Origin of the sequence: Bradyrhizobium sp. ERR14 (genome assembly GCF_014198235.1) — a bacterium.
Classification (GTDB): Bacteria; Pseudomonadota; Alphaproteobacteria; order Rhizobiales; family Xanthobacteraceae; genus Bradyrhizobium.
In genome coordinates this window covers 1-22,369 of the sequence record NZ_JACIHD010000007.1, presented here as the reverse complement: position 1 = coordinate 22,369, position 22,369 = coordinate 1, and the positions used below count along the sequence as shown (strand labels likewise).

Here is a 22,369-nt window from a genome sequence, read left to right as displayed (position 1 = left end):
CGTGGATGCCTCTGCCATCAGCGCGACTCCCAATGTCGCGACCTGACGTCCTCGGCAAAACATTACGGCCGGGCGATGGCGCCCGGCTGCCATTAAAACCAGGAGACTTGAAAGATGAGCGACTACGGCGACTATGTGGCGAAGGTCGGCAGCGGCGAGATCTCGCGCAAGGAGTTCCTTCGCGACGTACACCGCGCCAACGCGCACAACGAGCACCCCATCGGCGCCCGGCTTGCACCACAAGGGCTGTTCGACAACGAGTGTGTGTTGTCTTACTACCAGGCAAAGGGCGAACCGCCGCCGATGCCGAAAATGAAGATCGGTACGATTACGCGACGTACCGTCTTCCAGCTCGAAGAGGTTGGCGAGTTTTTCGAGCCCAAGCCGACCAACTACCCCGACCGCGCGCCCTGGCTTTATCGGCTCGTGCATCGCGGCCTCGTCGAGACCTTCGAGCAGAAGGTCGAGTACGAGCTCGGCGTCGGCGCGAAGCTGACCGATGCGGAGCTTGACCGGCTTCGCCCCCAGCCGCTCGGGACGGCGCCGCACTATGACAGCGACCTCAAGCCGACACCGCGAATGCTTGAGCTGATCAAGGCCTGGCGGCGCTGGGGTTAAGATGATCAAGGCTTTCCAGAACTGGATAGCCGGGGTCACCGGGAGTGAGGCAGGGGATCACCCTCTCCTGCCTCACGTCTATTGGGACCAGGGCGGCGATGCCCCTAGCGTTTGGGGGAATCACGAGTTCAATGAAAATTTCTCGATCCGGTCGGGGTACGACAAGATCGAGTTTCTTTATTGTTTGCCGTTCCTGATGCACCGCCCCTCGGTAATCCGCGTCGGCGGTGGCGGAAAGGTTACCGCAGCAGCGGCCATTCAGGAAGCCGCCAGAGAAGCGCAGCGCTTCGCGCGAGCCCGGTACGAAAGGCAAACGATCGATGCAATCCTGTCCTGGCAGCGCAAGGTCTATGAGACCGGTCAGGGCCTGCATGCCGTTGCTGGACCCGTACCACCGCCGCCCTTGCCGGGTAGCCCCGTAACCATAGATCAGTATTGGTCACCAGACTTTGCGCCGCAGCCCGCGGCAGTATCCTTCCAGGCGTATTTCACATGGCCAGACGACGGTTCACGACCGCCGTATCAGTTTCGGTGCTACCTGCCTCTGGGTGGCTCAAAGGTCATCCTGACCCTGAACCGGGGCGCCACCGGACACGAAAGTGGGGAAGAGCGCCACGCGATCTTCGCCCGCGTCACCAATATCCCCGCCCAACGATTTGCCAGCCAGATCACCGAAGCCATCACGCGATATTGGGCCGCGCGCCAGCTGGAAAAATTCTCGATTGCTTTCCGGACAGCGGTCGAGGCCGACACCAACAGGGTCGTAGCTGAACTTCAGGGCGGCCGGCATGCGCAGCTTCGCAATTGGCTGCACGAAATGAAACCAGAGCCGCAGGTACTTGCGGCTCTCGGCGCGTCCCATTGGCCCAATTACACCGGCCAGCTCGCGTCAGAAGCCCTTCTGGTCGCCCAGGAGAAAGCCCTGCGTGCGGAAGTGGAGGCGAAGAAGGTGACGGAGAGAGCGGCCCATCGCGCAGCGCAGGAGGCTGAGCATGCGCGCTCGATAGCACTAAAGGCCGAAGAGGACGCCAAACGAGCGCTCGAATACGCACGGCTCAACGCCGAACGCGCCGCGCAGCAAGCCGAGGAAGCGGCGCGCATGAAGCGGCTGGAAGGGGGGATCCCCCTCGCGATTCCGGAAGGCGAAAACATGATCGTGATGGGCACCAACGTCTGGGACGGGTCTGATTTCGTGGTCCCATTACGGCATTTGCAGCACACGCTGGTGACGGGCGTTAACGGGAGCGGGAAAAGCGTCATGCTTCATTCGCTGCTCTGGCAACTGGAGAGCATGCCAGGCGTCGAGAAGCTCTTCCTCGTCGACCTGAAAGGAGGCGTGGAGTTCGTCGATTATATCGACTGCCCGAAGGCGGAAATCATCAGCGAATACGACGATGTCGTCGCGCTGATCGATCGCGTCATGGTCGTTCTAGACGAACGCCAACGCATTATGCGCGAGAACCGCTGGAAAAATTGGAAGCTCGGCAGGGTATTCGTCGTGATCGACGAATACGCCGAGCTCCAAGGCAAAATCGACACGGCCAGGAGCAAGGAAGCGAAAGCCATTGCCGAGCGGCTTTCGGTGAATCTTGAAGCTATTGCGCGGCGAGCCAGGGCGCTGGGCGTGGTCCTGGTCTGCTCTCTTCAAAAGCCGACTTTGGACGCGATGTCATCGGCAGTTCGCGCCAACCTGAATTTGCGGCTGTGCTTCCGCATGGCGAATAGCATGGCATCGTCGGTGCTGGACGGCATTGAGACCCGGGTACGCCCCTCCGACATGCAGATTGGTCGCTTCTATTACTACGATTCCAGCCGCGGCGTGGTGGAGCATCTCCAGGGCCAGATCAAGCCAGGGCTCGAACTGGCAGAGGATTTCTGATCATGGGTATCCGGCGAAGCCCCGAGCACGGCCGCGAAGCGGCCGCGCGCAGGGGCGATCCATTTCACTCGATGTATAGAAACAGCGGGTCAATGCGCGTCTCCTGCAAGCTCTGCCTGAGCCGATTCCGTTACATCGTGACTGGCAGTGTAGCCCGGAAGCGACGATGTCTGGTGGCGGTTGTGCACAGAGCGGGCAACAAAGGCGGAAGCCCCGACAATGAGCATTATGAGCAGTGCGAAGCAATCGACCGCGAATTGTCGGCGGCGTGCAGCGGCGCGTTCGTCGCGGATGAGAGCCGGCGGTGGAGGCGTTTCGGCTTGATAGCCCAACTGCCAGGGCATCAACTGGGGGCGCGGGCGGTCAAGGCTGACACCAAGGCCAACCTTGTCCCACTCGGTGTTGCTGATAAGGACGCAGCGAAGGTACTTCGCCAGCGCGTCATCGTTGCGGCGTGGCGGGATACTGCCGGTGTCGTGCTCTTGGAGCCAGTCCCGGACATCCGCGAAGGTTTGCTCGTCGGTGGTCAGGGTCAGGCGGGTCGTCCATGTGTTGTGGTTCATGGCGCGGTGTCTTTCGTTGGTTATGGTCGCGAGGTCAGCCGTGCGGGTGGGCGGGCGCGTAAGCGCACGCACGCACGCGGCGGCATTTCACTCGATGATGGCGCGAACATCGGTCTTGGCGACCTTCGGGAAGTGGCATATGCTTCGGACAGGTTTTGCGTTGTGGCAGAACCGCGAGCCCCGCCCTGAGCGGGGCTTTGTTTTGGTCGCACCCACTTTGCACTTCAGCTCCCGTTTTCGGCAGCAATCATAAGCAATCTCTTTGGAGGCCACCGTGCCAAAATACATCTCGGGCATCTTCCTCGATTTTGACAACGTCTTCAGCTCGCTCTTCAAGCAGTCCCGCGAGGCAGCCAAAGAATTCGCGTCGGACCCAGCCCGCTGGCTGGGGGCCTTTCAGGGAATGCGAGGCTCGGAGACCGAAGAGACCTCGCACAACTTCGTCATCCGGCGGTGCTACATGAACCCGTCGGGCAGGATTGCAGGCAGCGAATATTTTTCGACGTATCGTCAATCGTTCGTCCGCGACGGTTGGGAGGTCATTGACACGCCGCCGCTGACCAATCAGGGCAAGACCAGCGCAGACACGCATATCGTCATGGATGTGCTGGATTCCGTAGCCCACTACCCTCACGTCGAAGAGTACGTGATCATGGCAGCGGACGCTGATTACACGCCGCTCGTCATCAGGCTTCGCAAACACCTGAAAATCACCGTCGTCTACGCTGCCATGGCGACGTCGGTGGCCTACCGCGCGGCCTGCGATTCCATCATCGATGAGCGGTCGCTGCTGGAAATCCTGGAGCAGGATGACGAGCCGGCAGGCGAGGAAGTATCAGCGGCGCCCGCCATTAGCAGTGCGCAGGCAACTCCGGAAAAAGTCCTCGATGTAATCAATCAGTATTTCGCGGAGTCGGAGCCCGGTCACCGCGTGAATGTCGCGACACTGGGCCACATGCTGATCAAACAGTTTCCGGGCATTGCGCCCGGCTGGCTTGGTTCGCCTTCGCTAAGTCAGCTCCTGAAAAAGGTCTGCAAGCTGAAGGTCGAGCCGATAGAGAACCGTACGCTGGCTTGGAAGGAATAGGGGCGAATCCAATTGAACGGGGGGCGCTGGCTCACGGCCAGTCCCCACCCTCATCGCCTTCGTCGATGACGCCAGGGCATTCCTGGCCATCGTAAGCGGGTCGGAAATTCACGCACAGCCCGCCGCAGTCCTGTTCGTACTCGGCGTGGTCAGAGAGGATACCGTAATGGTCGGCCAGAACCTTGCTGACACGCGCTACGGCGCTTTCCAGATCATCGATCAGGGCACGCTGCCTGGTCTCGTCGAGCGTTGACCCTACGATTGCGCTGCAAAGGTCGTTGACGTCGAGTATTTTGGTCATGTCACGGCCTCCTAGTACTCGTCGGCCCGCATGATCGTCATCACGCGCTGGGTCACGGTCGGATCAGCCGGATCGGGCGATGCAAATCTGCCGGTCTCATCGTAATAGTCGAGCCTAAAGAAGTACCTGGTCGCGTCTAGCTCAATGCTCCCGAAGTCGTGCTCACCGTGAGGATCGTTGCCCAAGGTGAACCGGTCGAACTTGCGAACCAGCTCTAGCAACTGAGCCTGGCGCTCAATCGGCAGGCTGGTGACACCGGGCGTGAGAAGGACTGTGCCACCGAAGACCAGTATCTGGCGGAAGCTGTCGTTCAAGCTGCGGATTTTGATGGTGTCGGTCATGTGAGATCTCCCTTTTTTCGGCTGCGCCATTCGCGGCCGGTCGGGAGAATTCGAGGGCAGCAGGCCTGAGCGACCAGTCAAGGAGGCTCCGCGTGCAACGCCGCGTGGATGCCTTGACGGGTTGCGCTGCTGACCTATTCACCCGACCTTGCCGGCCGGGTGGTCGCGGGCCATCAACCGGGAGATGGCTCAAAGCGGCGCACCGGTCTTGATCCAATGACTTCCCGCACTGCAACCAAGGGACGACCAATCACCTCGCATCCGCTGGTTGAGTTGCCCCGGCATTTGCCGCAAACTGCGCCGGGGGAGAATCGTGTCGTATTTCTCGGACAATTATCTAAGGCTGACATTTCCGCTTGCGATCGGTGAAAGGCCTGGATTTCGCGAAGCGCAACGGGGCGCGCTCTTCGCGATCGGTTCGCATTTCAGCGGCCGCAAGGATGCAGCGATCATCACCATGCCTACGGGCACGGGCAAAACTGCCGTTCTCCAAGCTAGCGCATTTCTCCTGCAAGCCGGTCGTGTGCTCGTTCTGACACCCAGCCGACTGGTACGCGAGCAAATAGCCGAGGACTTCCAGAAGCTAGGCGTCTTAAAGCGGCTTGGCGCGCTCCCCGCTGATCTGCCGGAGCCCCGCGTCACGGCTACTGCGAGTCGTATCACAGACCCTCTCCAGTGGGAGGGGCTAAGGGAGTTCGACGTCGTTGTCGCCACCGTGCCTAGTGTCAGCCCACACCTGGATCAGGTGCCCGAACCGCCGGAAGACCTGTTTGATCTGATACTCGTTGACGAGGCGCACCACAGCCCTGCGGTGACCTGGACAGCCACACTCAATATGTTTCCGAATGCGCGCAGGGTGTTGTTTACGGCAACACCTTTCCGGCGCGATGATCGCGAGATTCTGGGGCGGTTTGCTTACACTTACGATCTGAAGCGAGCTTACCAAGACGGGATATTCGGACACATCCAGTTTGAACTTGTGGACGATATCCAGGACGGCGAAAACAGACAGGAGCTGGAAGATATTGCGATCGCGCGGGCAGCCGAGCGTAAGCTAGTTGCCGATAGAGCTGCCGGCTTTGACCACTTGCTCATGGTCCGAACGGACAGCAAGAAGCGGGCGGGCGAACTTGTTGAACTTTACAAGAACAATACCGGGCTGCGGCTCAGGCTCGTCCAGGGAACACACTCCCTAACGCACGTCCGCAAAGTTCTTGGGGCACTAGCTGCGAACGAACTTGATGGGATTATTTGCGTAAACATGCTTGGCGAGGGCTTTGACATGCCTCGCCTGAAAGTCGCTGCCGTGCATTCCCCGCACCGCTCTTTAGCGGTCACCTTGCAGTTCATTGGTCGTTTTGCAAGGACAGCGGGAGAACGGCTTGGCGAAGCGACCTTTTTATCAACAGCATCTGGCGTGAAGGTCGAAGCGGAGAAGCTTTATTCGGCAGGCGCCGTGTGGGCGGAGATCATTCCTAACCTAAGCGCCGCGCGCGTTCAACGCGAGGTCGAGACCCGCGAGTTTATCGAGACCTTTGAGCGCGATGTCTGTACGATTCCAGATCTGTCGGATATGTCGCTGTATTCGCTGTCGCCTTATGCGCATGTGAAGATCTACCGCCTGCGCGAGGCTTTTGACATCACTGCTACACCAAACTTCGGACCCACCCGAGAATTGATCTTCGGGCGGGTAAGTGAGGACAAGGATTCAAGCGTCTACGTGACGCGGATGGTCTCGCCCGTACCATGGTCAACCGATGACGCCCTCGTCGACGTCGAGTACGATCTTTTTATTTTCTACTTCGATCCGGCCTCATCATTGCTTTTCATATGCGCGTCGTCTCGCGGCGATGGCCTTTATCGGCGAATCGTTCGTGATCTGGTTGGCTATGATCCGAAAATATTGGGGCTTTCAGAGATTAATCGGGCTCTCAAAGGACTTGAACAAGCGCGTTTCTTCAACGTTGGCATGCGGAACCGCCAGCATTCGAGCCTGGTCGAATCTTATCGGATGCTCACGGGCTCTCATGTCGATGAGGCAATACGTGCCGAAGATGCGCGGCTGTTTCACCGGGGCCATTGCTTCGGCAGCGCCCTGGAGAACGGCAATGAAATCACCATTGGCTTGAGCAGCGCCTCGAAGATCTGGAGCAACACGTCGCTTAGCCTGCCGGAGCTCCTGGCCTGGTGCAAAAGCTTGGCGGGTAAAATCCTTGATGATCGGGCAGCCATAACAGGCAGCAATCTCGATCTCCTTCAGATGGGAGAGATTGTTGACCGAATCCCAGCAAAGGCGCTGTGGGCAGAGTGGGACAAGGACATCTATATCGACCCGCCGGCAGCGAAATACGAGATCGGGGGGCGGCTTTATAGTGACGCCTTGACCCAGTTCGACCTTCTCGTCGAGCACTCCGACGAACGCGGCGCCCGGTTCGTGCTGGAAGGGTCCAGCCTGGAGACGAGGATATTGTTCAAGATCGCCGAAAGCCCCCAGTTCTCTTACGCGTCAGACAATGAAACGCGGGTTGAGCTGACCTTCGGCCGCAGCGGTGAAGACATTGTCGATTATCTGAACGACAATCCCTTGAATCTAATGCTGGCCGACTGGTCCAGGATTTGCGGTGAGGAGCATTATCGTGCCCCTGCTGAGCCTTATGATCCGTTCAATCGCGATCGTATCAAAGCGATCGACTGGCTGGGCGGCGGGGTCGATATAAACATCGAGTATGCTGTCGAAGGCGGGCGGGTGGTGCCGAGTTCGATTCAGGCTTTCCTGGAGCGGGAACTCAATATCGACGAGCATACCGTCGTGTTTTGGGATCACGGAAGCGGAGAAGCCGCTGATTTTATAGTGATACAGCAGACCGCGGATGGCGGCGCGAGCGTTACGTTGTATCACTGCAAGGGCGCAGGTGGCGACGCTCCCGGCAATCGCGTTGGGGACGTGTACGAGGTTTGCGCGCAGGCAGTAAAGTCCATAATCTGGTGCGATCTGCCCCGTCTCGTCGATAGGCTTGTCGATCGGCTGCAGCGAAGGAAGGGCGTCGCAAAGCTTGTGCGGGGCGACGTTGACACCATGTACGAACTGGCGAAGTGCCGTCCCGTTAGGTTCGGCATGGTCGTAGTTCAGCGGGGGGTTACCAAAGGAGCTTTAGAGGCTCGTTTGGCCGAAGTGCTTGCTGCAGCCAACTATCACCTGGTGCGAGCCGGACACGCAGAGCTGGAAGTTTGGGCCAGCGCCTAAGCAATTGTTTCAGATTACGCTGGCGCAATGTCACCGCGGCTGAGAAGTCGCCGAGCGTCTCGATTTTGCCCCAGAGGACTGACCCAGTGCCAAGATGTCGAAACGTTCTTTAAACAGGGCCCTAGATAAAGTTTACGCCGTCAGCACGGCCGCAGCATCAAAACGAACCTTGGCGTGATGTAATTCGCGCGCCAACTCCGTTTTCCATGAACCGCCAAGGCTGTAAGGAACATAGGCAATACCGTCGAAGTCGGAGGGCTTTTCCACTTCTGGCGCCATCAACGCGACTACGTTGGCGGGTCCCAGCTTTCCGATGAAGAAGCCAAGTTCGAATACAACGTTTTGACGAGCCCGGGGTTGAAAATCTGCGTCTTCGTCGTCAACCCTTCCCATATCATCCGGCGTCATCAAGACGATTGCAAAATTTGCTCCCTCCGACTCCTCCCTGAACTTGGTCAAAAGATGCCGGCCGGCGTTAGGCCGTTTGTGTAAGATGATCGGCTCCAACCCGATAGCGCGGAGAAAAAGCTCGACCTGATTTTTAGCCCCCTCATTGCGACCGTGAACCAAAAAGATTTTCTTGCTGTCAGAGGCCGGCTGGGGCGCATCGGACGGGGCGTCGGCGGGGATCATGAGATCAATATCCTCTCGTACAAAAGAGACACCGAAAGCTCTGTGTTCGATGTCATTGATGTAGGTACTGAAGCTACCGGTCATCCAATCCTGGTTTAGGGCTGCGTGTCCTTTGGCCCACCACAAGATGTGCGGAACGACAGAATCGTCGTGGGATTTTTCTCCCACCATATACCGGCGCGCTTTGGCGCGGACTAGTTTGGCATAGGCATGCTCACAAATCTGCATCTGCGCCGCGCGAGCCGAGTTCTTAAAATGCGGCTTCAGGCGAGCTATTGCGGAGGCAGCACTGACCCACTCGAGATTGCCAGCCGCTTCGACCAAAGCTCGAGCCTCCTTGAAGGCGCTCACAAGGTCAACATGCCGATTTGCGACAGCCATTGCAGGGTTCTCCAAGACTCTTTCAAGTGCGCTCATTCGCTTAGTATGAGTGAATAGCTGGTGCTGCGGCCGCCAGCAGCATCCTTTTGCAGAATGCCGCGTTTGATCAAGTCATTGATGTCGCGCGTTGCAGTCGGCTGCGAGGTCTTGGCGATCTTTTCCCACTTCGATGAAGTCAGCTTTCCCTCGAAGCCTTCGAGCAGGCGATTCAACATAAGTCTCTGGCGATCGTTGAGATCACTCGCGCCATGCTTTTCCCAGAATGCCGCCTTCTGCAGAACGTTGCCGATGATGGCGTCAGCTCCTTCGAAGGCGCGCCCGAGACAACCGAGAAACCAGTCGAGCCAATTGGTGATGTCGAGCGTACCGCGTTGCGTGCGCTCCAGGATGTCGTAGTAGGCCTTGCGTTCCTTTCGGATTTGCGCGGACATGCTGTAGAAGCGTTGCGGGCTATGCTCGGACCGCGCGAGCGCCAGGTCGGCGATGGCACGCGCGATACGTCCGTTGCCATCTTCGAACGGATGGATGGTCACGAACCACAAGTGCGCAAGGGCAGCCTTGATGACGGGGTCCTTTTCCCGGTCGGCGTTGAACCAATCCAGAAATGCCTTCATCTCAGCCGAGAGCCGCTTCGCGGCGGGTGCTTCGAAGTGAACCTTTTCCCGCCCGAACGCCCCCGATATCACCTGCATAGGGCCAGCCTCCTCGGTGCGCCAACCGCCGACAGTGATCTTCTGCATGCCGCTGCGTCCCGTTGGGAAAAGAGCCGCGTGCCAGCCAAACAGCCGATCCGCCGTCAAGGCCTGGTCGTATTTCTGGGTGGCGTCGAGCATGAGCTCAACCACGCCCTCCACGTTTCTTTCGGCAGGCGTCAAGGCGCCGATTTCAATCCCGAGCCGCCGAGCGATGGACGAACGCACCTGGTCCCGGTCGAGGATCTCCCCCTCGATCTCGCTGGACTTAACGACCTCCTCGGTCAGGGTCTGGAGCGATGCTTCCGCCTTAAGCTGGAAGCCCAGGCTTTCCATCCGTCCTAACAGCCGCCCCTGCTGGTGGCGGACCTGGATAAGGGCTTCGGCTAGCTTTTCGGAGTTCCACTCGAATTCCGGCCACTCCGCCCTTTCATGAATATAAACCATAGCCGCCACTCCTCTTGACCGGAGTATGGGGCTAATCTCTTCATCTTCAAGCCATTCCAATCATTTCATGATCGGAATAGGGGCATTTTTCTCTTCATGATCAAGGTCTTGCGTTTTTACAAGCGAGGTCATATAAAACATATGACATGAAAAAGCCAAGCCCAACCGCTTCGACCGATCTCAGCGCTGCCCAAGCCCGGGCCGCTAGGGCTCTTTTGGCATGGTCGCAACAGGACTTGGCCACCCACGCCAACATTGCCACCTCGACCGTCGCTGACTTCGAGCGGGGCCGCCGAACGCCAGTGCCGCAGAACGCCCAGGCCATGCGGGCAGCCTTTGAGCGCGCCGGCATCTCGTTCCCGACGGGTGGTGCTGTGCGCGGACCCGCCCTTCCGAAGCTCGCTGATCTTACTAAGAGTGGGGCGCCCATTCGATATGTGAACGGCACCGATCTCGCCCAATGGGCGGAGCGCCGTCACGGACAAGCCTCGATGCCAACCCTGATCGCCAAGCTGGTCCGGGCCAGCGGTGGCGCCTCGCTGCATTTCCCCTCCGATGAGGGCGTCCAGTTCGCAGGTTGGGACGGCACAACGCAGGCGGCCACCGCGTCTGAATACGTTCCGGCCGGATCAGCGGGATGGGAGATTGGTACACAGCGCGAGGGAATTGCCGGCAAGGCAGACGGAGATTACGCGAAGCGGAGCAAAGACGCGCTCGGCCTTCCGCAAAGCGACACCACCTTTGTGTTCGTCACTCCGCGCCCCTGGCCCAAGAAAGATGAATGGGCTCAGCAAAAGCGGGCTGAAGGCATCTGGAAAGAGGTCAAGGCCTACGACGGTACCGACTTGGTACATTGGATCGAGCAGTACCCGGCAGTGGGCCAATGGTTAGCGACGGCGCTGGGCAAGCGTCCAGCGGGTGTGCGCCAGCTGGAGGAAGTGTGGGAGGAATGGTCGCTGGCCACGCAGTGGCCACTTCCTCCGGACCTGGTTCTCAGTGACCGCAGTGAAGACAGCGCGGTCTTGCTTCAGTGGCTGCGGGATGGCCATGCAGCGATCGCCTTCCAGGGCGAAAGCTCTGAGGAAGTGGCAGCGTTCGCTTACGCCACGATCAGCCAGTTACCGCCCGACGTCGCCGAGCATTATTTCGCACGCTGCGTTGTTGCCTCCAATTCGGAGGCGGCGAGGGAGCTTGCCGGCAGCCGCACGCCACTGATCATCGTCATCCTTGAACCGGAAGCAGGGGTCGCCGAGTCCATCGCAGCAAAAGGCCATCATGTCCTTGCCGCGTTCGGCCAGAACCCGGGCTCACTCGGCCAAATGCGGAAGCTGAGCCGCCCGTCTCGTGAAGGAATCGAAGCAGCCCTGATCGACAGCGGCCTTCCGGAGGAGAAGGCCAAGGCCTTTGCGCGGGATTCAGCACGCAGCCTAGCCATTCTGCGCCGGTTGATGCCCGGGGTTGCGAGCCGGCTGCCGCATTGGGCGCAAGGCACGATTTCAAGATCGTTACTGGCCGCGCTGCTGGCCGGCATGTGGGATGACGGCAAGGAAGCCGACAAGGCAGTCCTGTCGCGGCTGTCGGATATGCCGTATGAGGCCTTCGTCGCCAGCATCGCGCCCTATGTTGGGGAGTTCGATAGCCCGCTTCGTAAAGTGGGCCCGGTCTGGAAGGTGGCGTCCCCTCGGGATGCGTGGCTGCTTATCGCGCCCCATTTTACGGTTGCGGATATCGAGCGGTACCGCGCCGCCGTGATCGATGTGTTGAGCGCTGCTGATCCCCGGTACACGTTAAGCCCGGAAGAGCGCTGGAATGCGTCGATACTGGGCATAGAGCCGGAATACTCAGCCTACTTGCGTCATGGTCTCGGCGAGACACTGATCCTTCTTGCGCTGTTCGGCGACAAGGCGGCAATGGTGCCTAATGCCACGCAATATCCCGACATGGTCGTCCGGAAAGTGCTTCGCGGTGCTGACAGCCAACGCTGGTGGTCGCTGTCGCGGGATTTCCAGCTGCTTGCCGAAGCCTCCCCTGATGAATTCCTGTCGGCGGTAGACGACAGTCTCGATAACGACGATCCGGCGATCGCGGCGCTGTTCAAGCCCGATGAAAACCCGATCTTCGGCAGTAGCGAACATCTCTCCGACCTTCTCTGGGCTCTGGAATCACTCGCTTGGTCACCGCAGCTCCTGCCCCACGTTTCTCTCGTGCTCGCCCGTCTCGACGAGCTTGACCGCGGCGGCCGCTATCTGAACCGACCGGCTGCCAGCCTCCGCACCGCATTTCTGCTCTGGAACCCGCAAACCAACGCTACATATGGCCAGCGTCTCAAAGTTCTGGACCGGGTTAGGAAGAGGTACCCGAAGCCTGCGTGGAAGCTGATGCTCGGAATCTTGCCCTCTGGCCATGATTCCTTCTCGCCTACTCCCTCCACGCGCTGGCGAGACTTTTCCACGGACAAGAAAGAAGTCGTCACCTATCAGCTGATCGGCAAAGGCGCTGAAGCGTTACTCGATCGCCTCCTGGAAGACGTTGGCAGCGACACAGATCGTTGGATCACCTTGTTGGACCGCTGGAGTGATCTTGGCGACAGGCGCGAGAAGGCCGCGGGCCAGCTGGAGCTGGTCGCTCAAGGTAAACTCATCAGGCAGGACCGGGAGCAGCTTCGGGCCAAGCTCAGAAACGTGTTGCACCATCACCGCAGCTATAGCGACGCCGATTGGGCGCTGCCTGCTGAGGACATCGCCCTTCTCCAACGCATCTACGACACTTTGGCTCCCCTGGATCCAATTGAAAGCATCGCATGGCTCTTTGAGACATCGGTCTCCTTACCCAACCCCACAGGCGATTGGGACGGGGACGAAGACTTACTGCAGTCGGAGCGCACATCCGCTGCGGAAGCATTCCTGCGGGATCATGGCCCTGAAAAGCTATTCGAGCTCATCGACGCTGTCCGTGAACCCGGCTATTTGGGGCGATCGGTCGCCGAGTCCAATCTCTCCGAAGACATTCGCAAACAGCTCCTTGTGCGGGCGCTCAAGAGTGAGGATGACAAGCATCAGCTGTTTGCCCGCGGTCTTGTCGCGACTTGGCACGGCAGCGCAGGCCGCGAATGGGCTGAAAAGCTGTTTGATGAGGCACTGCGCGACGCCTGGGGCGAGAAGGCGCTATTGACTATCCTGCTGGCGCTTCCCTGGTCTGGATGGGTCTGGGAGCTGGCCCGGCACGCTGGTGATAACACAGAGAGTGCCTACTGGAAGCGTACGCACCTCCAGTGGCCCCGCGAGCCGGATTTTGAACCAGCGTATGCCGTGGAGCAGCTCATCAAGGCCGGACGCGCCCGAGCGAGCATCAACCTGATCGGTATGTACCTACATGGGGGCACGAAGTTCGCCCCCGATCTGCTCTCCAGGGCTTTGCTTGAGGCTGCGCGGCAACCGGTTCAAGGTGAGCTGGAGATGAATGAGCGCACGATGTTCCAGCACTATGCGCAAGAGATTTTCGGCCAGCTTGATGCTGCGGAAGACTTCCCGACCGTTACGCTCGCCCAGCTTGAATGGCAGTACCTGCCGCTTTTCGAACATTCAGAGCGTAAGGCGACAGCGATCATAAAGGAGCTCACCTCGAAGCCCGGGCTCTTCGTTGAGATGCTTTGTGCGGTCTATAAGCCCAGCCCAGACAGCGGCGTGACTGATCCACCCGTTGAGAATGAGGACCAGGCCCGGAACGTTGCGAATCAAGCGTATAGGTTGCTCCGGCTGTGGGATGTTATCCCAGGCACGCGCAGCGACGGAACGATCGACGGCGCCGAGCTTGAGGCTTGGATCGTGGAAGCACGCAAGCTCGCCCATGAAAAAGGCCGGGATAGCGTCGCCGACCAGAAAATCGGCGAGCTGCTCTCCGCTTCCAAGGTCGATGCAGACGGCATCTGGCCAGCCGTGCAGGTTCGGGAGGTCATCGAGGCGGTCCGCAGCCGTGATCTAGAAACCGGCGTCCTGATCGGAAAGCTCAACCGGCGCGGTGTGACATCGCGGGCCTACGGCGCCGGCGGTGAGCAGGAGCGACAATTGGCCAAGCGGTATCGTGAGTGGTCGAAGGCTACCGCGTTCGACTGGCACCGCACCTCAGGAATCCTGGAAAACCTTGCGAAAGACTATGAGCGTGAGGCAAAGGCTCACGATGAGGATGCAGAGCGGCTGGATTGGCGATAACCTAAGACATGAGCGAGCCGTCCCCGAACTCCCTGGATTCCGTATTAACCGATGTGGTCTCTTTCGTATTCAAAGAGACTCACCTGCTCATAAGGTATGAGGCGGTCCTACAGCAGGAATTCGGCAGGCTGGTGCCGACAGGTGACGGCGACGCCTTTGAGAAACGGATGAACCGGGTTGTTGAACATCTGGGTGGGCCGCCTGAATTCTATTTGTTGCGAAATGACCAGGAGCCGCCTCCTGCGGATAATTACCCCGAGGCGGTTCTGCGAGAGGCCTTCGAAGTATTTTACCGGGCTAGAACATCGGTGCTGCGGGCACACCTGTTCATGGCCGGTTCTTCACTTCTCGCCGAGCAACCGGACCTGATCGATGCGAACGAAGAAGCAAAAGCTATATTCCTCAAGAAGGCACAGAGCGCCTTCTGGGAACATGCGGAGGCAGCCTACATACGGCTCTACTCGTTTTGGGACCGGATCGGCCAGGTGCTAGACTTCACGTTCTTCAATATCCGCAAATTCGACCAGAACGGCTTTACGGCTGTGATGGATCGCATACACACAAATGCGATCCCGATGAATAATCGGCTTAAATTCAGCACCAGCTGGAAGCGGCTGCGCTCCTTTCAAACGTCCGAGAAAGAAGACGGATTAAAATGGCTACTCCAACGTCGAAATCTCGTCGTACACAGCCTTCACCTGCACCCGATCGGCACGGAGGATGAAGGCGTATTCAAATCACAGTTCAACCATCTCGACGCCGCCCATCGAGAAAAGCTTCGACCGCGGGAGCCGGATGAGGAAGTAAGGCTTCTCGTGGGGCAGCTCGACAAAGCGAGCAAGCATTTCAGCGACTTCCTGGATATCGTCGAACTGACGCCCTCTCGGAAGCGGGAAAGCTATCTGTAATCGACGACAGTTTCTCCAGGATTTAGCACTCTGAAAAATCGCAATGCGATTGTGCGACAATTGAGCTAACCCGTTGGCATGCTGTTGCGCCGCACGAACTCTGCAAGGCGCGCACCTACTTCAGGAAACAAAAACGACAACGCGGGCATCCATTCCTGGGGCGGCGTGTATTTTGGATCACCCTTGCGCAACTGGCTACGCATCACCTCGCACCGAGAAGCCCATTTCCCCGTCGAGTCCTGGCTCTTCAGCAACTCCTTGTGCCCCGCCACCTCGACAGCAAAGCCGAACGCCAGCATGCTTTCCGGATGAACTTGGGCCGTCTGGTGCGCGCACTGGATCAACGTATCGAACTGCCATCCGACACCGTAGCCTTTCAAGGCACTCAAAACGGCATGCATCATGCCCCTGAAGCCGCTATCCCATGCCGGACGGTCTGGGACAGCGATATTCCTCGCCGCCAGGTTTTTCTTGAGAGCGAGCCAACGATCCTGATGGTCCGGGCTCCCTTCCCTCTGCCGGGTCATATTCTCCGCCCAATAGGCAATAACTTCGTCACGCAATAACCTGTCTGAGATCTTCGCTTCTTCCGCCTCGTAGTCAAAGAAATAGGCGCGTTGCTGCTCGATTTCCTTTTTGACCGCGCTAAAGGGAACGATGGTTTCCTGCCATTTGTCCCTAATCGTGCCCGCGTCGTCGAACGGAATGCGATAATGGCACCGCAGGTGGAATTGTTTGGTTTCCTCCGATAGGCGAACCGTTTCCTGGTCGACGACAAACACGTTCGAATTGTTGGAGAACAACAGGTCATCAGTGGTCATGCGCCTGTAGTCTTCCGAGAAATTCGCTAAGACCCAGATTAGGTGGGCTCCAACGTCGCGATAGAACATTCGGCGGCTGACCACGACGTCCAGGAATGTCGTCGATAGCTGCGCCTCAAAGGCAAACCGCCCTTGGACCGACGTGGCCTGCACATCCGGCTTTCGCCACGTCTTAGGATCGTCTGCCGCATTCCAGCGCTTCTCCTGAACGATTGACTCGGTGTCGAATGACGGGTCGGCCCGCAAGCTGCGTTCGATAAGCCCCTTGATCCGCTTGTGAGCGTCGCTTTCGCGCAGGCCGTGGTATTTTCGCGCGCGGATTTCCTCCTCGCTCAACACACTCCGCGTTACCGCGGGGCATGAGCCGTCTTCAATCTTATGGCGAAAGAAGAAGCGCTTCTGCTTATTGCCGACCAGGTGAACCGGCGTGCTGCAAAGCGCACATACATGCCTTGGCTTCCCCTTTTTCATCGCTTCGCGCATGGCTACGCGCATCACTTTCACGAATTCGTCGTAGCGGTGCGACGCAATGAATGTCGTTGCGCGCAGTACCTCGCCTGAGATGAGATCGATAACCTCTGCGATCTCGGGATCATCCACTGGCGTCGCGAAGTCGAGCGCATCAATGGTGACGTTATGGCTGGAGTAGGTCATTGGTCGGAATGCCCTGACGGGAGGCCGAACGGGCGACGACTTTGGCCGATTCGCCGCTAGAATGGTCTATTTTCTTCGTCTAGACGGTGCGCCGCAATCCCGCCCAGCGCGTAGAAAGCCCCATGCTGCGCCGAGATAGATGGCTCATTTGAGGGGCAACGGAATGTTGGGCGGCCAAGGCGACCGGCTCGGTCGGGCTGCATCCGTAAAAAGCGATTCCAGCAATCCGAGAAGGGACTGCAGGCTGTGCGTCTGCTGTCTGACCTCATCGACAGTCTTGATGGGCAGAACCGCGCGCAAGTGCTGATCAATGCCATGATCGCTCCGCCAGTCGTCATAGCTTCGTTTCTTAAAGGACAAGGCGTAGAGCATGGCCGTGCGGCCATAGATTGCCTGGATACACCAGAATATCGCCCAAAGCCGCGGCGACACGAACGGCCGCTCCATTTCACCCTTGGCGAAGTTCGCGCCCTTCATCTTCTCTATGATTACATCCTGCGACCGATAAAGGCGTGCGCTATCGAACAGCGGGTGCGAATCTGCACCGGAGAAATACCGATTAAGTTCGTCAGGCGTGAGAATGCTGTCGACAAACGTCAAATCGCTGAAGGCGGACTTGAGATCAAGGATGATCTGCCATAGCCGTTCCACAGCCTTTGTCGTCCGATCGTCAGCGGCGGAGCTGCTGGAGAGATTGATAGTGCCCGCGTTTACGGTCTGGGCTGTCACGCCGCCCGATTGATTATGGCTGCGCACCGAATTGTCGAGGATAAGAAGCGCGCCATCGCTAGCCTGCTGATCTGGAACCGCTGTGGCAGCTTTCTCATGGTCGGCCTTCATCTTCAGCAACCGATCGACCGTGTACGCTTCGAGATCGGCATCCACGACTTTATGGTGCGTGGGGCAGAGCAGGATCAGGTTGTCGAACCCATTGCGAACCTCGTCGCTCTGCCTTGCGTCGTATCGCGGCCCTTGCGCACTGGCGGCTGCGATGTGGCAAATCTCGCCAAGTACTAGCTCCCCATCTACAATGGGGTCCGTGCACATTGGAAATGCGCAGCGATTACTCGATTGCGCAAAAAGACGCTTTATGACCGGTGGGCGAACGCTCATGTCCGATGTCCAAGAATCACCTCGGCTGAATATATCTGACCAGGCACAATCAGCGCATACTATTGGGCTTTCGGAGCTTAGGGTCTTTACCGATATCCACGTTTTAGCTTTCGCGCCCAATTAGAGACCATGGCAATGTCGGCCGCACCCCGGCTCCGGTAGGTTTCGATACGAACCGTGCCGGCTCGGCCGATGCGTCCCCATTCCCTCACCAGCGAGCATTCGCCGAACAAGGTCGGCTGGATATCCAGCTTGTAGAACCGAGCCATGTTGCGGCGGTCGTCGATACGAGTAAGCATGAGTGCAGTCATGCGGTTTCCTCCTCTTTTTGTTTTTCGGGGGCGCGCGCGGAGGCCTTAGCCTCGCGCAAGTAGCGGTGGACGGTCTCCCGACTAACGCGGAGCTTTCGCGCTAGAGCCGCCTTCTTGGCCCCGTCTCTGACGCTCGCAATAACTTCTTCCACCTGCTCAGCTGTCAGTGCTCGTTTGCGCCCCTTGTACGCCCCCTTCTTCTTCGCGATCGCAATGCCCTCGCGTTGCCGCTCGCGAATGAGCGCGCGCTCAAATTCTGCGAAGGAGCCCATGACATTAAGCAGAAGCTGCGACATCGGTGAGGATTCAGCTGTAAACGTCAGGCCCTCTTTCAAAAATTGAATACGAACACCCTTCCCGGTCAGCTCTCGGACCAGGCGGCGAAGATCTTCAAGGTTGCTGGCCAGGCGGTCCATCGAGTGGACAACGACCGTGTCCCCTTCCCGGACGTAGGCAATCATCTGCGCCAGTTGAGGGCGGTCAGTATCTTTGCCAGAGGCGAACTCGGTGAAAGTGCGATCAACACGCATGTCAACGAGCTGTCGATCGATCTTCTGATCGAGTGTGCTCACTCGCACATAGCCGACAACCTGCCCCGTCAACTCCTACGCTTTCATTGTGTGGCAAGAAGCCTGAGAGGTAGCGCAACATGTGTCAAGAAATTCCGAAATAAGATCTGTGTGACACAGTGTGGGGGGTGGCAATTGGGTGCACCCCAAATACACGCTTAAATCGATTCTGGGGCGACACATTTTTAGAATGATCAGCAAAGCGCGGCGCATCGAAGCCGTGAATGGGCGTGCTGCCTGCCCTATTTGCTTCGCAGCAGACCGTATCTCAGGCGAGTCCGGCGAGGGTCAGCATGAAAGAGGCGAGCTGGGAATCGACCCTAGCTCGCCCGCAATTCTTCGAACGCTTTGCTGCAACGCTTTGTCAATCCCAATGCGCGGAGGGTCCTAGCAGTCTCCACTTCGCGCACGTCGCGTACCCTGTAGCGATCCGCGAGTAACCAGTTTAGCGCCCGTAGCATTGTGCCCCCTCTTTGCCGATCGAATAACGGCTCTGGGGCAAGAAAGCCTTCGTGAGCGGTTAGATAGACGAATCCTGATCTACCAAGCTCCTGGATCACCTGGCGGTTCAGGTCCAATGCTGCCAAACGGAGGATCGATGATGCAGCGATCGCATGACGACTCGTAAAATCGATAGTGTCCCCTTTGGATAGCCGCAAAATGTCAGGTGGTAGTTGCTCTCCGGTTTTTAGCACCCACTGCCCAATTGCTGCTTGAACATCGCTTGCGACAGACTGTTCGGCCAACGCGGCACTTGCACGTCCATCACGATGTACAATGCAATCTCTGGACAAGCGAAAATATCTATAGACGGGCCACATAGAGCTAACCGTGTGAAGTTTTGCTCCAAGCCAACGATACATCTTGTCAAGGCGATCGGCGTCGCCGCTATCTTGGCTCTTCTTGTCAGCTGTCCTGTCCGCAATCGATGGCAGTTCGCGAAAGGCCCGCCAACGATTAACCGCTGCGGAGATTTCGTCCAAAAAGAGGTCAAATGCTGAGAACGCACTAACGATCCCTGCACGCCCGATATCAAACCGAGCACTCCGCACGAGGCCAATTGGGTCCGTCCAGTCCGGCATAGCTCCAATGAACTCGTTGTGCGAGGTCAGAGTGTCTTTAATCTCTTGGAGCGGCCTCTGCTCCTCGATTTTATCCGCGAGCAACCGTAGTCCGATAACCTGTACCTTGATTGATCTGTTGAGCCGCTCATGAAACCGGTGAAAACGAAGCAATGCTTCCGTGTTGGCGTATGTAATATCCACTGATGCTCCCATCCCAAGCAGGCACGCCGATTGTCAGTTTAGATGTAGACTGAACTCCCGGCGGCAAGACGTCGGCAAGTCCATGCCTTAAGCGTTCAGAATTAGCCAAGCTGGATCCGGCCCAAACATCTGGCGATCAATCACCGTCTATAGGGAGTGAAACATGACGCCCAACACAAAGCCGAAAAGTCCGATCCAATCGTGTGCCTCGAACGGAGGGAAGCTCTGAATGATTGATCGGGCCAGGCCCAACCAAAAAAGAAGACAAACAATTCCAACAACCATGGTCAGCAGAATGCTGCCGCCAATTAGCATTCGCTCGCGGGCCTTGCGTAAGGCATCAGACGTTTCGCTATGCAGCGTCAACATAGCCACCCCGGTTTTAGCGGAAACCAGTGCCAAGGCCAGAACGCTCGCCGACCAGAAGCGCCCGTTAAATGGAGTTAGCCAAGAGATCAGCCATCCTGCCGGGACGACGAAAAATGACTTGAACAACCCGTCTGCCATTCCATCGAGCTTGCTCATCCACCAACGAAGGAGCGGATTTGGCACCTCATCAGGACTTCGCTTGAACTGGGTTAGGAAGCACCCGCCTATTGCGGAGCCAAAAGCAAACGAACCGAAAAAGGCAGCCGCCCTAGTGCTTCCTTGCGCTTCGGACGCAATCGCAAGCACAAATAAAGCCATTGTGTACAGAGCACTGACCGAAGCCATAACCCACGATGGGCCGTCTTCGATTCTGTACGGGTTCATTTCGGCCCATTTTTTGACAGGTACAAGTAAGGCCGTAAGCACGCTTAAGAATAAAACATTGCTGACGAAAGGACTCATGGAGTGCGGTCCCCAAGGCACGGAAAACTACGAAGCGGACCTCAACGATCGGCTCAACTTTTGCGAGTATGCCCACAGCTGCTGCAGCTGCAAGAAAAATCTAGGGTTATCCGCGCTTGGTCCGCATCACCTCAGCGGTTTATTCGATCCCGTCGTCGTTAGCCTGAGTCCTTAGTCCCCGCGGCCAGCTTCGGCAGCTGCGCCCTTAGCCCTTCAAGCGTATTTCCTCGAGCCGTTGCTGAATTCGCGCCCCCAACCCAGCTGTCATCTCGAGAAACAGTCTCAATTCGGGCGGCTGAAACGAGATATCCCTCATCGTATGGATGCTCGTGACTAGACTACCTTTGAGCGGTCGCACCGAAATCGTTGATGCGTCGGAGTGGGCGTATTCCTGATTTCTGAGTTGAAGCAGCCTCGCATGCAACGCCTTTTCATCCTCATCATATTGCAGCAGCCGCTTGGGAAAATCGATATTTCCGCGTCCTCCGGCAAATGGCCGGGCATAAGCAACGATCATCGTTGTCGTGAAAGCGATCTGCTGGATAACAACGCTGCCGCGGCGAAAGAACGAATAAGAGTGCCACCCCTTCTTGAGGATGAATGCAGCACAGGAACTTGCTATGGTGATGTCACCGTGTGACGCGTAGAGCTTTTCGTAGAGTGTACGGTCATGCGGGGAAAGATTAGCCTCCTCGGACATTTTACGCCTATCTGCCTCTACGGCTCAATTCTGCCGCCGCCACCTTCACAATCATCTCGGCTTCCATCTTTTCTCGCCGCTCACCAAAATGAACCTCGCGATGCTCCCCCGGGCAAATAGCGATGACATTGGTCATACGGTCAGCACCGTCATCCGCGAGCGCCAGGATGTGGTGACACTCCAAGTACCGCGATCCGTTGGCGCATTTGAATCCCAGTTTACCGCAGTACTCACATTTGCCACCGGCGCGCTCGATGACGGCAGCCCTGACCCTCGGATCCCGCGCGTACCGCTTGCCGAAATAGGTCGTCACCCCAGGGCTGTCCGTCCCAAGATCGTCAACTGCATCAGAATAAGCGAACGTGCCAACTCCAGCGAGACGCAGCCGCCGCTCACCAGGCGGGAGCAACGTCGCCAAATATGGCCAAGCCTTGCGGTTACTCAGCCCTTTTAGTTGTTCAAGCGCTGCACCAATGGCCGCGATATCGGTCCTAGTAAAGATGTGGTTCTTCGAACGATTGATGATCGCCGTCCGTATTTCGGGCTCGATGTCGGCCCAAGCTTCCGGGTTGACGCGCAAATTGGCGGTGAGAACTGTTGTTAGCGCCAAAAGCGGCACATCAGCCAGAGCTGCGGCCGCGTCAAGTAAGTCGCACACCTGCGCAACCGTCCGCGCGTTGCTTTTGGGGCGCCCCAGCTTTTGGGCAGTGAACCTCCTCCGAACTGATGGACACCTGTAGTAGGCTCGAAGAGCCAGGAGGTGTCGGATGGAAGGACGTCAACGTCGGTCATTTACGGACGAC

Annotated in this window: 19 protein-coding genes; 6 read left to right on the top strand and 13 right to left on the bottom strand. The window is 58.0% G+C overall.

The features are described from left to right. Positions 1 to 114: 114 nt before the first annotated feature. A complete protein-coding gene (locus GGD62_RS20450) occupies positions 115 to 618 on the top strand; it encodes a hypothetical protein (protein WP_183709850.1) in 504 nt (167 codons plus the stop codon). Between the two features lies 1 nt (position 619). Then, positions 620 to 2,497 (top strand): FtsK/SpoIIIE domain-containing protein, encoded by a 1,878-nt coding sequence (locus GGD62_RS20445; RefSeq protein ID WP_183709848.1) that lies wholly within the window; start codon positions 620 to 622, stop codon positions 2,495 to 2,497. An 89-nt stretch (positions 2,498 to 2,586) separates the two neighbouring features. Here the strand turns inward: GGD62_RS20445 and GGD62_RS20440 are convergent, their stop codons facing one another. Then, positions 2,587 to 3,060 (bottom strand): hypothetical protein, encoded by a 474-nt coding sequence (locus GGD62_RS20440; protein WP_183709846.1) that lies wholly within the window; start codon positions 3,058 to 3,060, stop codon positions 2,587 to 2,589. A 274-nt stretch (positions 3,061 to 3,334) separates the two neighbouring features. On the opposite strand from GGD62_RS20440, the gene GGD62_RS20435 reads away from it, so the two are divergent. Then, on the top strand, positions 3,335 to 4,147 hold the full coding sequence (locus GGD62_RS20435) for an NYN domain-containing protein (protein ID WP_183709844.1): 813 nt from the start codon (positions 3,335 to 3,337) through the stop codon (positions 4,145 to 4,147). 31 nt (positions 4,148 to 4,178) lie between these two features. Here GGD62_RS20435 and GGD62_RS20430 read toward each other — a convergent pair whose 3' ends face one another. Both GGD62_RS20430 and GGD62_RS20425 read right to left on the bottom strand, forming a co-directional pair. Then, the gene (locus GGD62_RS20430) at positions 4,179 to 4,448 is read right to left on the bottom strand and encodes a hypothetical protein (RefSeq protein WP_183709842.1); all 270 of its coding nucleotides are present in this window, start codon (positions 4,446 to 4,448) and stop codon (positions 4,179 to 4,181) included. A gap of 11 nt (positions 4,449 to 4,459) precedes the next feature. After that, positions 4,460 to 4,789 carry a DUF3768 domain-containing protein gene (locus GGD62_RS20425; RefSeq protein ID WP_183709840.1) on the bottom strand — a complete coding sequence of 110 codons (330 nt, stop codon included), beginning with the start codon at positions 4,787 to 4,789 and terminating at the stop codon, positions 4,460 to 4,462. A gap of 313 nt (positions 4,790 to 5,102) precedes the next feature. Here GGD62_RS20425 and GGD62_RS20420 point away from each other — a divergent pair, with 313 nt between their 5' ends. After that, the gene (locus GGD62_RS20420; RefSeq protein WP_183709838.1) at positions 5,103 to 8,033 is read left to right on the top strand and encodes a DEAD/DEAH box helicase family protein; all 2,931 of its coding nucleotides are present in this window, start codon (positions 5,103 to 5,105) and stop codon (positions 8,031 to 8,033) included. 132 nt (positions 8,034 to 8,165) lie between these two features. Here GGD62_RS20420 and GGD62_RS20415 read toward each other — a convergent pair whose 3' ends face one another. Together GGD62_RS20415 and GGD62_RS20410 are read right to left on the bottom strand one after the other, a co-directional pair. After that, positions 8,166 to 9,047, bottom strand: a complete 882-nt coding sequence (locus tag GGD62_RS20415) for a TIR domain-containing protein (RefSeq protein WP_210317890.1) — start codon at positions 9,045 to 9,047, stop codon at positions 8,166 to 8,168. Positions 9,048 to 9,079: 32 nt separating this feature from the next. Then, entirely contained in the window at positions 9,080 to 10,186 is a 1,107-nt protein-coding gene (locus GGD62_RS20410) for a Fic family protein (RefSeq protein ID WP_183709834.1), read from the bottom strand. 146 nt (positions 10,187 to 10,332) lie between these two features. Between GGD62_RS20410 and GGD62_RS20405 the strand changes: the two genes are divergently transcribed. Both GGD62_RS20405 and GGD62_RS20400 read left to right on the top strand, forming a co-directional pair. Continuing rightward, the gene (locus tag GGD62_RS20405; RefSeq protein ID WP_183709832.1) at positions 10,333 to 14,394 is read left to right on the top strand and encodes a helix-turn-helix transcriptional regulator; all 4,062 of its coding nucleotides are present in this window, start codon (positions 10,333 to 10,335) and stop codon (positions 14,392 to 14,394) included. An 8-nt stretch (positions 14,395 to 14,402) separates the two neighbouring features. Further along, positions 14,403 to 15,302, top strand: coding sequence for a hypothetical protein (locus GGD62_RS20400; RefSeq protein ID WP_183709830.1), 900 nt, complete (start codon positions 14,403 to 14,405; stop codon positions 15,300 to 15,302). A gap of 65 nt (positions 15,303 to 15,367) precedes the next feature. Here the strand turns inward: GGD62_RS20400 and GGD62_RS20395 are convergent, their stop codons facing one another. From GGD62_RS20395 to GGD62_RS41675, 8 genes are all read right to left on the bottom strand, one after another. After that, positions 15,368 to 16,777, bottom strand: a complete 1,410-nt coding sequence (locus tag GGD62_RS20395) for a DUF6035 family protein (protein ID WP_183709828.1) — start codon at positions 16,775 to 16,777, stop codon at positions 15,368 to 15,370. 144 nt (positions 16,778 to 16,921) lie between these two features. After that, positions 16,922 to 17,890, bottom strand: coding sequence for a hypothetical protein (locus tag GGD62_RS20390; protein ID WP_183709826.1), 969 nt, complete (start codon positions 17,888 to 17,890; stop codon positions 16,922 to 16,924). Between the two features lie 86 nt (positions 17,891 to 17,976). Further along, positions 17,977 to 18,201, bottom strand: a complete 225-nt coding sequence (locus GGD62_RS20385; protein ID WP_183709824.1) for a WGR domain-containing protein — start codon at positions 18,199 to 18,201, stop codon at positions 17,977 to 17,979. Continuing rightward, entirely contained in the window at positions 18,198 to 18,803 is a 606-nt protein-coding gene (locus GGD62_RS20380) for a recombinase family protein (RefSeq protein ID WP_183709822.1), read from the bottom strand. Before GGD62_RS20380 ends, GGD62_RS20385 begins: the two co-directional genes overlap by 4 nt. A 287-nt stretch (positions 18,804 to 19,090) precedes the next feature. Then, the gene (locus GGD62_RS20375; protein ID WP_183709820.1) at positions 19,091 to 20,035 is read right to left on the bottom strand and encodes a hypothetical protein; all 945 of its coding nucleotides are present in this window, start codon (positions 20,033 to 20,035) and stop codon (positions 19,091 to 19,093) included. A 147-nt stretch (positions 20,036 to 20,182) separates the two neighbouring features. Beyond that, a complete protein-coding gene (locus GGD62_RS20370) occupies positions 20,183 to 20,866 on the bottom strand; it encodes a hypothetical protein (RefSeq protein ID WP_183709818.1) in 684 nt (227 codons plus the stop codon). Between the two features lie 205 nt (positions 20,867 to 21,071). Further along, complete coding sequence (locus tag GGD62_RS20365; RefSeq protein ID WP_183709816.1) at positions 21,072 to 21,566, bottom strand: hypothetical protein; 495 nt, start codon at positions 21,564 to 21,566, stop codon at positions 21,072 to 21,074. Positions 21,567 to 21,573: 7 nt separating this feature from the next. Next, the gene (locus GGD62_RS41675; RefSeq protein WP_183709814.1) at positions 21,574 to 22,224 is read right to left on the bottom strand and encodes an HNH endonuclease signature motif containing protein; all 651 of its coding nucleotides are present in this window, start codon (positions 22,222 to 22,224) and stop codon (positions 21,574 to 21,576) included. Positions 22,225 to 22,369 lie beyond the last annotated feature (145 nt).

Coding starts and splice junctions, on each gene's coding strand:
- GGD62_RS20450 (WP_183709850.1), top strand. CDS start 115: ATGAGCGACTACGGCGACTATGTGGCGAAGGTCGGCAGCGGCGAGATC.
- GGD62_RS20445 (WP_183709848.1), top strand. CDS start 620: ATGATCAAGGCTTTCCAGAACTGGATAGCCGGGGTCACCGGGAGTGAG.
- GGD62_RS20440 (WP_183709846.1), bottom strand. CDS start 3,060: ATGAACCACAACACATGGACGACCCGCCTGACCCTGACCACCGACGAG.
- GGD62_RS20430 (WP_183709842.1), bottom strand. CDS start 4,448: ATGACCAAAATACTCGACGTCAACGACCTTTGCAGCGCAATCGTAGGG.
- GGD62_RS20425 (WP_183709840.1), bottom strand. CDS start 4,789: ATGACCGACACCATCAAAATCCGCAGCTTGAACGACAGCTTCCGCCAG.
- GGD62_RS20415 (WP_210317890.1), bottom strand. CDS start 9,047: ATGGCTGTCGCAAATCGGCATGTTGACCTTGTGAGCGCCTTCAAGGAG.
- GGD62_RS20410 (WP_183709834.1), bottom strand. CDS start 10,186: ATGGTTTATATTCATGAAAGGGCGGAGTGGCCGGAATTCGAGTGGAAC.
- GGD62_RS20405 (WP_183709832.1), top strand. CDS start 10,333: ATGAAAAAGCCAAGCCCAACCGCTTCGACCGATCTCAGCGCTGCCCAA.
- GGD62_RS20400 (WP_183709830.1), top strand. CDS start 14,403: ATGAGCGAGCCGTCCCCGAACTCCCTGGATTCCGTATTAACCGATGTG.
- GGD62_RS20395 (WP_183709828.1), bottom strand. CDS start 16,777: ATGACCTACTCCAGCCATAACGTCACCATTGATGCGCTCGACTTCGCG.
- GGD62_RS20390 (WP_183709826.1), bottom strand. CDS start 17,890: ATGAGCGTTCGCCCACCGGTCATAAAGCGTCTTTTTGCGCAATCGAGT.
- GGD62_RS20385 (WP_183709824.1), bottom strand. CDS start 18,201: ATGACTGCACTCATGCTTACTCGTATCGACGACCGCCGCAACATGGCT.
- GGD62_RS20370 (WP_183709818.1), bottom strand. CDS start 20,866: ATGAGTCCTTTCGTCAGCAATGTTTTATTCTTAAGCGTGCTTACGGCC.
- GGD62_RS20365 (WP_183709816.1), bottom strand. CDS start 21,566: ATGTCCGAGGAGGCTAATCTTTCCCCGCATGACCGTACACTCTACGAA.